Genomic DNA, 13,836 nt, shown 5'->3' with positions numbered 1-13,836 from the left:
TCAGACAGTTGCACTCAGCCCGCCATCGATGACGATCAGTTGGCCGCTCACATAGGCCGCGCGAGGGCTGGCCAAGAATGCAGCCACTGCTGCGAATTCCGATGGATCGCCAAGGCGTCGAGCCGGAGTCCTGTCCTCGAGTGCACGAATGGCCGCGGCGTGGCTACCATGGCGATTGGCTTCGTGAATCGCGGTGCTGTGTGCTCCAGGTGCGAGCACGTTTACCGTGATGCTCTCTCCCGCCAATTCTTGTACGAGCGTGTGGCAGTAAGGCACCAGCCCCGCTCGTGCGACACCCGACAGTGCGAAATGTGCTGGGGTTCGTACAATGGCCTCGGAAGCGAGCATCAATACTCGCCCCGCGCTCGAGCGACGCAGATGCGGCAAGGCAGCCGTCACAAGATTTATCGAAGGTAGAAGCACTCGCTGGACCGCATCTTTGAAATCCTTGGGCGTCATGGCCGAGGGTGGTCCGGCAGAAACCCCGCCGCAATTCGTCACCAGGATGTCGATACAGTGAAAATGCTCCGCTGTTTCGGCAGCCCAAGCTGCTGCATCAGCGCAGTCGGTCACATCGGTCGCGCGTGACAGCACTTCGGCGCCCTTCTTGCGCAACCGATCCTCTGCTCCTTGGAGCCGCCCCGGATCGCGCCCACAGATAGACAGGCGGCAGCCCTCTTTGGCCAACTCCTCAGCGGTGGCCAAACCTAAGCCGCTGGAAGCGGCCGCGACCATCGCCACCTTGCCGTCGAGCTCTAAATCCATCTTCACTCCACTTGACGCTGCGCTGCGCTCTTGGCACAGCTGCAGAGAACAGAGCATGTGCTGTGCCAAGCCAAAGTTTCTGGTAAAACAACGTGATGCGCGGCTGACAAGACATTCGGCTTTGCTCCTGTGTCGAATTCACTACATCTCTGTCGCCATTTGCTCCGGGCTTGCATTGAATTTTCGCCCTGCCTTCGTGGACGGCCAGGCGACCTTGCCGACGTTGATCGCGCTGAACCGACCGTGGGCCTGAAAGGACATCATTCAGTTTCTCACCCAGCGGTGCTTTTCTCGCCGGAGGAGGAACGAAGAGAGTTCACATGGCAGCATGCGCGCGGAGCCGCGATCCTGAGGACGCTCGCCAGATATCCCGCTCCGTGCTTTGGGACGAGCCGGTGGCAGAGAAGCGACACCTTGCAGGGACGTACAAATTTTCGGCGCAGGGAAGAACCTTACGTTTCGACCGGGGTCAGCCGGACAGAGAAGCCTGCACTGCCACACCTTCGTCCCCATGGGCTCGTTAGCGGTATGGCTAAACTACATGAGCCGCGGCCTTGACAAATCGTCGACTTTACTGCGCGAGGTATTCATGCCCCTGCATTTCAGGCGGGACGCTCGAAAAGGATGCGCGGAAGCTTGCTCATTGCCTCGCTGCCATTTTCGGCAACCCGAACGGTGTCGCTCAACATGTAGAGTTCGCCGCGCTCGTAGAAGCCAAGGTGAATCAGGAAGGTCATATTGGCTAGAATTTCGGTGTCGTTGTTCGTTCCTAGGCTTGGGCCATCCAACCAGTCGAGGCCAACAGAGTAGCCGAGGCGCGAGTCCTTGGTGAGGCCGTACGGCCGGATAGCCGCTTGGAATGCCCGCGCCACGTCAGCGCAGGTCGCGCCGGGACGAAGTGCGTCAATCGCGGCGTGGAATCCAGCCAGTGCACCCTCATGTTGGTTTTTTCGGCTTGCTGTGATGGGGCCGACGTGAACAGTCCTGGTCATCGGAGCCACGTATCGGTGCCGGCTGGCGCCAATCCCGAGATAATACTGGTGGCCGGCGGCAAATACATCGTCGATCCAAAATTGGTGCGGTGCATTGGCGAACTTGCCACCACGGATAAACGGCGGGATTGGCGGGGGCCCGCCGGGAATGGTGTCGGTCCCAGCACAAAGAGCCGACATGATCGCCGCGGCCGCGTCACAATGCCTGGCGCCAACGGCGATCTTGTCGACCCCGGCGAGCATCGCCCGGTCCGCTATCGCGGCCGCCTCGCTCATATACAGAAGCTCGCGCTCTGACTTGACCAGCCTGCATGCCGCTACTAAGTCACTGGCGTCGAGCGGCTCCTGAATTCCCAAGGCGCCGACAAGCTTGGCGTAACTGAACATGCCCATCCCAGATGCTTCGACGCCAATACGTGCAGACGGCCCTACCTTATCCTTCACGAACTGACCGATCACGTTCCAAGCACTGGCCTCGCCAGTGCCGGCTACATAGCTTTCCGCATACGCGACGACCCTGTCCTGCGAAAGCCAGCATCCCGCTTCGGCCGCAGCGTCAGCATCCATCTGGCGCAGAATGAAATAGGGGTCGTCATCCGCTGTCAGGAGCACCGCCTGCGGTTCGTCACCTGAGAAGGACTCATATCCCAGGAGATAACACTGGTTAGCTTGTGAGATGACCACCAGCGCGTCCATCCCAACGCTGCACATCCTGGTACGCACGCTGTCGAGCCGAGCCCGATACTCCGACGTCTCAAACGCCTGGACAATGTTTCTGCCGCTCATACAGAGCTATCCCTCCAAGTTTCGTGGAGTCGCCGAAGCCCTGTCCCCCCATTACATGGTTGGACGCGCTGACGTTTCGACCGTTACCATATCGGGCGATCAGATAGGCCGCTCCAGCCCAACAGTCCGGGCCTAAATTCGTGGCTTTGACGAAATCACCCTGACCGAAATTTCAACCCGAAGGAATTCCAACGTGAGAACACGTCAATTCTAACTTGTGCCACTTTCGACTACCGCCCCTTGGGGCGTGATGGACCACTTGATCAGGTCGACGCCACGCTGAAGTATCGCCTCGGCCTGAGGAAGGCTAGGTGAGGCCGCAATGACGTGTCCTAAGCAGTCTCTATAATCGCCTTTTCTGGCAATCGTTGTTTTCGGTTGAACATAGAATTTGATCTCGGCGATACCCGATAGGGCAGCGGCATCGCTATCCCCTCTGATCCAATCGAGCGTTCCATCACGATCCGCAACTAGGAATCGCGCGGCTACCGTCTGCGAATGCCTTTTGCGCAAATCCCATTCTTCCCCTAAAATATGTTTGATGTGCGCGGTGATCAGATCAACACCGTATGCCAGCTGAACCATCTGGGGAGTTGGTGAGGCATGTAGGCGCGGATTGACCTCTATGACAACTGGGCCATGCTTGGTCCACCGGAATTCAATGCCGGCTGGCCCCCAGCCGAGGCCGAGCGCGCGCAAAGAACTCAGCGTAATGTCGACTAAACGCTGATGCTCGTCATCACTCAGCGGTGCTGGGTAAGTCGACCCGTGATAGACGAAATGCGGTGGAGGCCCGCAGTCGCCAATGCCAATTCCAACGACCTCATTCCCCATTGTGTCGGCCCAGTACCAGGGGCCTTCGGCGAATTCTTCAACGAGTATCCTGGGCTCTGAGCGCAATATTTGCTGCCCACTCAAAAGATACTCCGTATGTTCGGCCAGCTCGTCAGCCGTGCGGCACAATCGGACACCGACGCTACCGCTACCCACTGCAGGCTTAACTATTACTGGCAGTCCAATCTCCGCGGCCGAATCCGCGATCTCCGCGGCGTTGGTCGCTAAGCGGTAAGCCGGCATCGGAACGCCTGCGGCCGCGAGAAGTTGACGCTGAATGTACTTATCGCAGCACTGTTCAATAGCTTCCGGGTTCGGTCCCGGCAGATCGAAATGATGGCATAGCTTGCCAACTGTTGCATACAATGAGTCCCGAGCAGCCGTAATGCCAGCGATTTCATAGGTCTCTTGGAGGCGGGAACATTCCCCGATCAGCGCATCCAGATCGCCTGTATCAACACGGATCGTCTTAAGGTCTTTCGCTCCAAAATTGTCATAGCGACTTGGTTCGTCAGAAAGGGCAATCGGCTGGAGACCAAGACGCTGAGCAGCCTGGACGTAGAGTAAGCCCGAGCCCATTACGGTCCCCCCAACTAAGATCAGCGCTCTTGACATTGCTGTGTGCTCCTTCGGTGCGTGGCAGTCCGTGGGATTGTCGGTATCGTTGAAGCCGGTCTCGACCTCAGCCTTTGCACCAAGGCTACCCTCATCAGCGATTTGGGAGCGTTAAGAATTGGCGAATTTGTTTCGCGTTTTTATTGCAAAGAGTTTGCTCCGCATTTTTTGGACAGCGCTCCGCGCGATCTAAGTGGCAAACTACCGAGTTACTGCCATAGGCGCGCGGACAGACCTCCTCGCATTCCATTGTGCGCCACAGCCGCTCGACCAAGACGTTTGCCATCCGCGCTGATGGAGACGCCACGCCTTAGGTTCGGCCAAAGCGCAACCGGCGCTGGAACCCCCGCCAGCCAACCTGATTGAACGGTACTTCCCAAAGCTGAGGCACTTCCGCCGATTCGACGCCTGTCGAGCTAGAGCTGGAAGACGTCGAGGCCGAAAAGGCGGCCTGGCGCTGCGGGCGTCCTACATTATAGAAGCCGACGTACCGGGCGATCCACGCGCGGGCTTCGGGCACGATGGTTGCCGCAGGCCCGCTGATCAACCCAGCCGGGCCGGAGACCAATGCAGGCAGTTGCGCCACCCCCGGAACATGATCGGGTGGGCCGCATGCCGCAGAGCGGACGATCGTCCTTGCCCCTATTTATGTTTAAGAGCTGTGACGGTCATGTGGCCGCCGCCATCGCTTGGCCCCGAAACAAGCTTCGTCGGGCCTGCCCCTGTCAACGCGCCCTCATCTCCGGCAAGGTGTCGAACGACGCCCTCGGCGGCATCTACATCCAAAGCGCGGCCTTCGACACCTTGCCACTCAAGGGCGAGCCGCCGACGGCACGCTCGATGACCACCTATCTCGGCGCCGCTGCGGCAAGCTTGCCGAGAACTTCCTGCCATCGTCCGCTCGCCCCAATCCGGTCGCTAAACGCTAATTAGTCTACGGCAGTAGAGGGGCGGGACGGTTATGCAATCATCATGACCTGATTCTCGCTCCTTCGGGATCATAAGCCGGGCGGTTCAGTCGCCGAGCTGGTCGACGTACACCATTGATTTCGATTGAATAGATTTCCTCGCCAGCGGCACCGGTCTTCAAATGGGCCAGCGCAAGGCTTTGACCGACACTGGGTCCATAGGCCCCGGACGAGACATAACCGACATAGTCGTTGTCCAGAAAGACTGGCTCGCCTCCACTGCAATCCATGTCGGTCACGTCGACCGAGAGGGTGCACAGGATTTCGCTGCGCGGGAGGTCACGTTGTGAAAGAGCTACGCCATGCCCGATGAAGTCGGTGCGTTTCCAGTCGACTGCCCAATCAAGCCCGACATCCGCTACAGTGTAGTCAGGGGATAGCTCTGAGTTCCAACTCAGATATGCCTTCTCGATCCGGAGTGCGTTCAGGGCGCGCGAGCCGGCTGGTCGTAGACCCAGATCGTGGCCTTCGCGCAAGATCGCCTCATAGAGGGCACGTTGATAGCACATCGGCCCATAGATCTCGTAACCAAGCTCCCCCGAGAACGAGACGCGAAAGACGTATGCTTCGGGCACACAATTAAGTTCTAGGCGCCGCATAGAAAGGAATGGGAAGGCCGTGTTGGAGACGTCGGCGTGCCAGACAAGACGCTCAAGGACGGCACGGGCTTTCGGACCGGCTATCATCAGACCGAACCATTGATCTGAAAGGTTTTCGACCGATACGTTCGCGTCCGAATTTGTCGCGAACCATCGCAAGTGCTGCCCCTGCATTGTGCCCGCGCCAAGCATGAGATATTCGTCGATCGTGCGCGTGACGGTGAAATCGCCGACGATCCTGCCCGCCGGCGACAGCATCGGCGAAAGGGCCATCCGGCCTGCTTCGCGGGGAATTCGGCCCGCCAACACGCGCCGAAGCCAAGCCTCGTTGTTTCTTCCACGAACGCGATACTTCGCGAAGGTTGAAATTTCGAACACACCAGCATTTTCGCGAACGTTTCGTGCTTCAGCCGCCACGGTCTCAAACCAGTTCTGACGGTTGTATCCATAAACATCGCGGGCCTCATCACCTGGTCGCGCGAACCACAGAGGCTGCTCCCAACCGTTATTCAGACCAAAGACCGCACCTTGGGTTTTTTGCAAGTCATAGGCCGGAAAGGTGCGAACTGGGCGTCCTGACATATTTTCTAGATGGGGGAAGGGACGTTCTTGGCGGTTCTCATAGTAATACTTTGTTCGCTCGAAGGTGAACCGCTTTCCTGCCCAAGGGCCGAACCGCGCCACGTCCCAAAAGTTCACGTCCCACTCTGGCTCACCATGAATGATCCATTCGGCAAGTGTCTTGCCGATGCCGCCGCCCTGATTGAATCCCGTCATCACTCCGGCAGCGCAATAGTAGTTCCGCAATGCCGGATGCGGTCCGATCAGGGGGCCGAGGTCGGGCGAAAAGATCATTGGCCCATTAATTACCGATTTCACACCGCTTCGCCCCAATGCCGGCATTCGGTCGCAGGCAACCGTGAAATTTCGTTCCATGCGATCCAGATCGTTGGGCAACAACTCATGCCCAAAATCCAAAGGCGTGCCGTCGACAGCCCAGTGATGACACTTATTCTCGTAGGCCCCCAGCAACAGGCCGAGGCCCTCTTGTCGGGAATAATAACCCGCCTCGCTTTCGGTAATCACCGGGATCCGACGATCCAGCGCCGAAAGCTCGGGAATTTCCTCAGTCACCAGGTAGTGATGTTCCACGGGCATGAGGGGCAATTGAATGCCCGCCAGCGCTGCCACTTCGCGGGCCCAAAGGCCTGCCGCGTTCACTAGAACATCGCAAGTGATTTCCCCCGATACAGTTCGGACCAGCCAGCCGCCATTGCCAAGCTGCTCGGTGCCCGTCACGGCCGAGTGCCGACGGACCGAAGCTCCCATCGCCCTGGCCGCCGAGGCGAAGCCGTTGGTTGCCAAAGAGGGATCGACTGATCCTTTCTCAGGCTCCCAGAGGATACGCTTGAGGTTCCGGGTATTTAGGATCGGGGCCAAATCTGTGGCCGCCTGGAAGTCAATCCAATCGGCATCAACCCCGTTGCGTCGCGCCCGCGCGCGATTATTCGCAAGGGTGATCACTTCGTTTTCCGATGCCGCAAGATGGAGCCCGCCGGTGCGGTGAAAGCCGATCGAGTGGCCGATCTCCTTTTCCAGTTGGGGATAAAGCCGGATCGTATACATCTGAAGCCGTTGCGCATTGCTCGGCCGGGTCAGCGCGAACAAGTTTCCCGCGGCATGCCAAGTCGATCCTGAGGTCAATTCAGAGCGCTCGAGCAGAAGGACATCCGTCCAGCCGGCCTTTGCCAAATGATAGAGGATCGAACATCCAACAATCCCTCCACCGATGACGACAACGCGTTTGTGTTCCATAGCTTGCCGTTCGTGCTCCTATATATCGAAATGTATTTGGGTCACCGGGCGGCCTCGATTTCGCGCTTGCGCTGTGCGACGAAGTCTTCCAGGGCCTCGTTCTTCGCAAGGTCGAGGGCCGGAGGCTCGTAGGCCGCGAGCATATCCTTGTAGATCTTGGCCGCGCGCTGTGTTGCGTTTAGCGAGCCCCGGTCTTGCCAGTTCTCAAAATTCGACCAGTCGGATACCAGAGGTGAATAAAAAGCAGTCTTGTAACGCTCCATGGTATGACCGGTGCCGAAGAAGTGTCCGCCGGGCCCAACCTCCCTTATCGAGTCCATGCCGATCTCGGCTTCGGTGATCGCGGGCGGCGTCTGCCAAGCCACCATCATTCCCAGCATCTCCAGATCCAAGATAAATTTCTCGTAGGACCCGACCAGACCACCCTCCAGCCATCCTGCCCCGTGGTTGAACACTGACGCTTGCCCCGTCATTGCACCCCACAGGGACATCATGGATTCGTAAGCGGCCTGGGCGTCCGGCGCGTTCGATGCGTTGACGTTCGAGGATCGCCAGGGCAGGCGGTAAAACCGCGCCATCTGGCCGGAAGCCTGAGCGCCAAAGGTATATTCGGGCGTTCCGAAAGCAGGGGATCCCGTGCGCATATCGGCATTGCAAATGAATGCACCGTATATGTAGGGCGCGCCTGGGCGAACAGACTGTACCAAAGCGCAGCAAGCAAGTGTTTCAGCTGTTTGCAATACGAGCGCGCCCGCGACGCTCGCAGGAGCCATTGCCCCAGCCAGCGCAAAGGGCGTTACGGCAATCGGCTGACCAAGACGAGCGTATTCTATTATTCCCTGTGCTATTTCCCGATCCAGCACTAGTGGGGTATTGGTGTTAGTGTTCAGGAAGAAAACGGGGTCTGCCGCCAATTGTTCTTCTGTTTCGCCATACCAGATCTTGGCCATCTCTATGGCGTCGCGCGCACGGTGACGGCCGATGGTGAGCGGTTTCCACGGCTTATCGGACAGGGTGCAACAGGCCAGGTAATAGTCCAGATATCGCGTGTCGACAGGAAGGTCCGACGCTTCGACGCAAGTACCACCCATGATCTGCAATAGATCTGCTTGGGCAGTAAGTTTCAAAAAATTAGTCTGGTCTTTAAAAGTGCCATAGCGCCGACCGTTTTCGATGTCCGATACGAACGGCGGCCCGCCCACCGCTGTTAACGCGAAGTGGCCTTGTCCCATCACCACGCGCTTGGCGGGGTCAAGCCCCCGGACAGTGGCGATAGGAGGGGCTTTCCCCACTAACGCCATCACCCCTTCGGTATCGAAGAATACGCGCTCCGCGCGCTCGTCCACTCGAAAGCCCGCATCACGCAGAATACTGCGCGCCTGACGATCCTGGACGCGCATGCCAATCTCTTCCAGAACGCTCATAGCGGAACGATGAACCAGCTCTATCTCCTCAGGCGACAGTGGCTCGATCGGAGCAAAGGCGTAACGCAATTTGCGCCACGGGCGATTCAATACGACATTGACTGTTCGATGGCGCCGACGTCGACCTGTGTCAGTCATTTTCGCCTCCTGATCCAATGTCGTATAAAATCAGAAGTCAACGGATCGCCATATTGAATCAAATTCAATGCAGACCAAATAAATTTAGCTCTGGTGTTTTGAATCCAGAAACTAACTCTGCAAGCGCGATGGCAGGTTTGTGTTTTAGTTTCATCGCATAGCTATAATCGCGCTCGATAACTGTTCAGCCGTTTCCACTTCAGAAAGCGCCGAGAAGTACGGAATTATTGGCAATGAGGCGAGGGCCTTGGTTACGGTTGTGCCGCGCCACGGCGGTCAGGACCGATCTCGTTAACGGCCCCTGGCCCGCCACGGTCTCCCGCAGGCTGCCCGCGACAGGAGAATGCACGTTTTTAGGTCGGCTGCGCGCCTCTTGAGGTACGACGACTTAAAAGTCTGTGGGAAGTTGGACCCCGCCGAGCAGCACCTCCGGGGACGTGCCTGTCGAGTGCAACGTCTCTCTCGAGGGAGTAAAGTCGTCAGACCCTTTCCATCGCAACAGCGATGCCCTGGCCGACGCCGATGCACATGGCGGCTAGTCCGTAGCTGCGGCCCCGTTCGTGCAGCTCAAGCGCCAACGTGCCAGATATGCGAGCCCCTGACATGCCGAGTGGATGACCAAGTGAAATCGCCCCGCCATTCGGATTGATGTGCTCCGCATCCTCGGCGATGCCAAGGACACGGAGCACGGCGACGCCTTGGGAGGCAAAGGCTTCGTTCAATTCGATGACATCGAACTGGTCCGGGGTCAGGCCGAGACGGGCGCAGAGCTTCTTCGCGGCCGGCCCCGGGCCGATGCCCATGATGCGCGGCGCCACACCGGCGACGGCGCCGCCGAGGATGCGGGCGATCGGCGTCAGGCCATGCTTCTTCGCCGCTGCCTCGGATGCGATGATGAGGGCGGCGGCGCCGTCATTGACGCCGGAAGCGTTGCCGGCGGTCACCGTGCCGCCCTGCCGGAACGGCGTCGGCAGTTTCGCCAGCGCCTCGATGGTCGTGCCGGCGCGTGGATGTTCATCCTTCGAAACGACGACGGCATCGCCCTTTTTCTGCGGGATGCTTACCGGCGTGATCTCTTTCGCCAGCCGGCCGTTGGCTTGCGCCGCGACCGCCTTGTCCTGGCTGCGCACGGCAAAGGCGTCCTGGTCGGCGCGGGAGACGGAAAACTCCTCGGCGACGTTCTCGCCGGTCTCCGGCATCGAATCGACGCCGTATTGCTTCTTCATCAGCGGGTTGATGAAGCGCCAGCCGATGGTGGTGTCGTATATCTCGGCATTGCGCGAAAAGGCGGTGTCGGCCTTCGGCATGACGAAGGGCGCGCGGCTCATCGACTCGACGCCGCCGGCAATCATTAGCTCGGCCTCGCCGGCCTTGATGGCGCGCGCGGCGATGGTGACGGCATCCATGCCCGAACCACACAGCCGGTTGACGGTCGAGCCAGGAATGTCCTGGGGGAGGCCGGCAAGCAGCAGTGCCATGCGCGCGACGTTGCGGTTGTCCTCGCCGGCTTGGTTGGCGCAGCCATAGACGACGTCGTCGACGGCCGACCAGTCGACGCCGGCATTACGCTCGACCAGGGCCTTGAGAGGAATGGCGCCGAGGTCGTCGGCGCGCACCGAGGACAGCGCGCCGCCGAAGCGGCCGATCGGCGTGCGGATGTAGTCGCAGATATAAGCCTCGGCCATGTTAGCTACTAGTCTTCTCGCCTTCGAGCAAAAGGGCCGACACCGGTCCAGCCCGAAAATCAGATCCATGGCTTTCGATCAGGAGTTCAAAGGCAGCATCTAGCGAGGCCCTATCCTGATTTCGCGCCCAAAACAGGATCCCGCCTTCGTGCTTGGGGAAGCCGTAACCACTGGTCAGAACTAAGTCGATATCCGAGGGCGATTTGGCGACGCCTTGGGAAATGACAAAAGCAGCCTCACTCGCCATCGCCGTCAAAGCCCGGTTGACGATTTCTGATGAACAGAATGGACGCCGAACGCGTCCGGCTTCGCTCGACGCCCTGATGATGAGGTCGGTCACCAACGGATCGACTTCCCCCAGTCCTCCTGCGGAAGGGTAACGGTAGTATCCAGCACCTGTCTTGCGGCCGAATCGACCTAACTCGCATAGCTGGTCCGGAATTCTCACATAGCGATCCGTTTCTCTCCGCTGTGCCGCGGTTGCCTGGCGCATTCGCCAGCTGACATCCAACCCCGACAAATCCGCCACTGCAAACGGTCCCATAGCGAACCCGAAGTCCTCCAGTGCAGAGTCGATCTCGTGGGGAAGAGCACCTTCCTCGAGCATGAATTCACACTGCCGACGGTATGACGCGAAGATGCGGTTACCGATGAACCCAAACGAGTCTTTGGAAAGCACGGGGAGTTTCCCGAGAGCCATCGCGAGGCTCAGTGCGGACGCGGTCACATCTAGAGATGTGTCCACATGGGGCACAATCTCAACCAACCGCATCACCTCGGCAGGGCTGAAGAAATGCATGCCAGCCACATTTTGGGGGCGACCGGAAGAGGCTGCAATTGCGGCGATCGACAGATAGGATGTGTTTGTGAGAAGGATCGCGTCTGGTCTCGCTGCTCGGCCGAGGGTCGCGAAGACCTGTCGCTTTGCGTCGATGTCCTCAAAAACCGCTTCGATAATCGCATCCGCCTTGCTGAGCCGGTCGGTATCCGTAATGAAATCCATCCGCGAAAGGAGTTGCGCCATTTCCTCGGAAGCGAGGCGTCCACGCTCAAGCCGCCTTTGAAATATTTGATGTACTCGGTTTCGGGCACTTGCAGCCGCCTCACCGGTGGTTTCAGCGATCATTACAGTTTTGCCAGCCATAAGCAGCGCCACTGCAATCCCGGCGCCCATCGTCCCGCCACCGACCACAGCAACTACCTGAACTGGTTTTGCGATCGACGCAGCTGATGCCGCGGTCTTTAGGGCCCTGCGCTCCGCGAAGAAAAGATGCCGCAAGGCGGCAGCTTCCCGGCCTGTCCTCAATCTTTGGAACTCCGCCCTCTCTTCCGCCAAGCCCTCGTTAAAGGGCAAGCGGCCGCATTGCTCGATGGCTTCGATGGCCGCCTTGATGTGAGGCCTGTGGCGCCCTGCTCTCAGTGCCTGCACCTTGGCCTTCTCGATCCCTGCGGGGTCGCTGTGTGGCACTTGTCTTTCCGATACACGGCGCTTGCTTAAGTGGAGATTTGACAGGAATTCAAGCGCTTCAGATTTCAGATCAATGTGAGCGATCATGTCGACCATGCCGAGTTTGACCGCCTCGGCCGCGGGTACCCGGGCACCCGCGCAGACGAGCTCAATCGCCTTCTCTCGTCCCACCAAACGTGGTAGGCGTTGTGTACCGCCCGCACCTGGGATTACGCCCAATGTTGTCTCGGGCAGACCAACAACGGCCTCTGGACTCGCGACACGACCGTCACAAGCCAATGCGAGTTCATACCCGCCGCCAAGGGCAGCACCGGCGATGGCCGCGACAAAGGGCTTATGGCTCTCCTCAATAGCCGCGATGACTAAAGGAAGCTGCGGATCTTCCAGGGGCGCATCAAATTCGCGAATGTCCGAGCCCGCCATGAACATTTTGTCGGCGCCGATCAAGAGACCGGCCGAAAGATCGTGGTCGGAATTTACGGCGCGTACGGCGCTCAAGATTCCCCGGCGCACGTCCAAAGAGCCGGCGTTAATTGGCGGGTTGTCAATAACGATAACGCCTACCCTGCCCTGCTTTTCGAGCCTTACCGCTTGATGTGTTGCTGATTGCTCCATTCATTCAACCTCCGTGCGGTCACAACAACCTACATCGCTATTTGGCGTTCTGCCGTGACCACTACACTGGCATCAACCAATCAATCTCGCGCTCTGTCTGCGAATAGGCGCTGAAACCAATTGGGCATTAATCGAAGTTAGCGCTTCCGAAGCCTCTGCAATGATTCGGTCGATAAGTTCAGCACAGCTGGGCACGTCGGTAATCAGGCCGACAGCTTGTCCGCATGACCAGATCGCATCATCAAGCTTCCCTTCGAAATAAACAGAGGGGTTTCTACTGCCTGTGATCAATGGCAAGAGTTCCTCCAAGCTTGCGCCCTGCGCCTCCATCTGCACGACGCGGCTTGCTAAGTCGTTTTTGGCTACTCGCATCGGTGAGCCGATCGACTTCTGAACGATCAAAGTGTCGTCAGCTTTCGCCGCGACCATCCAGTCTTTGACGGCTTGGTGTGCCCCAGCTTCGCGTGTGGCAAGAAAACGCGTGCCCATGACGATGCCGTCGGCACCAAGGCTCAAGGCCGCAAGCAGTCCTGCGCCATCACCAAACCCACCACCGGCAATGATCGGAATGTCGATCCGAGTTGCTGCCTGGCGCACCATGACGAGGGTGCTGACATCGGTCATGCCAGGGTGGCCGCCGGTTTCATTTCCCACGACGGCGACAGCGTCGCAGCCAATGCTTTGCGCCTTGATGGCGTATTGAGCCGCAGGCACTTTGTGGATGATCTTCAAACCTGCGTTCTTGATTCTTTCAATGTATGCCTCCGGATTTTGGCCGGATGTTTCCAGAACTGGTACGCCTTCGTCGATACAAACTTCCAAAAACTCACTGGGCGAATATTTGCGAGCTGTTGGAAATAGGTTGATGTTAACGCCGAAAGGCATATCCGTCAGCTTGCGCAAGGTCTTGATCTCATCCCTGAAGGATTCGAGATCAGGGAATGTTGCGGAGGTAATGATCCCTAGCCCTCCCGCATTGGAGACAGCTGCGGCGAGCGGAGCACGCCCAATCCGAAACATGCCGCCGCATATGATCGGGTGCTGAATACCTAGGAGTTTGGTCAGGTTTGTCTGGAACACGGTCCGTGCCTCGGGTTCGTATTACTTCATGTTAGCACGAATAATACTTTCG

Annotated in this window: 8 protein-coding genes; all 8 read right to left on the bottom strand. The window is 58.5% G+C overall.

Annotation, left to right across the window (positions count from 1 at the left end; genetic code table 11):
- The 8 genes from ACWGS9_RS24560 to ACWGS9_RS24525 all read right to left on the bottom strand — a co-directional run bounded on the left by ACWGS9_RS24560 (position 1) and on the right by ACWGS9_RS24525 (position 13,784).
- The gene (locus ACWGS9_RS24560) at positions 1–765 is read right to left on the bottom strand and encodes an SDR family oxidoreductase (protein WP_454507686.1); all 765 of its coding nucleotides are present in this window, start codon (positions 763–765) and stop codon (positions 1–3) included.
- 602 nt (positions 766–1,367) lie between these two features.
- Positions 1,368–2,543 (bottom strand): M24 family metallopeptidase, encoded by a 1,176-nt coding sequence (locus ACWGS9_RS24555; RefSeq protein ID WP_454507685.1) that lies wholly within the window; start codon positions 2,541–2,543, stop codon positions 1,368–1,370.
- 210 nt (positions 2,544–2,753) lie between these two features.
- The gene (locus ACWGS9_RS24550; RefSeq protein WP_454507684.1) at positions 2,754–3,992 is read right to left on the bottom strand and encodes an ATP-grasp domain-containing protein; all 1,239 of its coding nucleotides are present in this window, start codon (positions 3,990–3,992) and stop codon (positions 2,754–2,756) included.
- Positions 3,993–4,962: 970 nt separating this feature from the next.
- Complete coding sequence (locus ACWGS9_RS24545; RefSeq protein WP_454507683.1) at positions 4,963–7,374, bottom strand: FAD-dependent oxidoreductase; 2,412 nt, start codon at positions 7,372–7,374, stop codon at positions 4,963–4,965.
- A gap of 41 nt (positions 7,375–7,415) precedes the next feature.
- On the bottom strand, positions 7,416–8,936 hold the full coding sequence (locus ACWGS9_RS24540; RefSeq protein WP_454507682.1) for a trimethylamine methyltransferase family protein: 1,521 nt from the start codon (positions 8,934–8,936) through the stop codon (positions 7,416–7,418).
- A 479-nt stretch (positions 8,937–9,415) separates the two neighbouring features.
- Entirely contained in the window at positions 9,416–10,621 is a 1,206-nt protein-coding gene (gene pcaF, locus ACWGS9_RS24535; protein ID WP_454507681.1) for a 3-oxoadipyl-CoA thiolase, read from the bottom strand.
- Position 10,622: 1 nt separating this feature from the next.
- Positions 10,623–12,704, bottom strand: a complete 2,082-nt coding sequence (locus ACWGS9_RS24530; protein ID WP_454507680.1) for a 3-hydroxyacyl-CoA dehydrogenase NAD-binding domain-containing protein — start codon at positions 12,702–12,704, stop codon at positions 10,623–10,625.
- A gap of 72 nt (positions 12,705–12,776) precedes the next feature.
- On the bottom strand, positions 12,777–13,784 hold the full coding sequence (locus ACWGS9_RS24525) for an NAD(P)H-dependent flavin oxidoreductase (protein WP_454507679.1): 1,008 nt from the start codon (positions 13,782–13,784) through the stop codon (positions 12,777–12,779).
- Between the last annotated feature and the right edge of the window lie 52 nt (positions 13,785–13,836).

The organism is Mesorhizobium sp. Arg314 (genome assembly GCF_053714275.1).
Note: the sequence above shows the minus strand (reverse complement) of the source record. Positions and strands in the feature narration are given on the sequence as shown.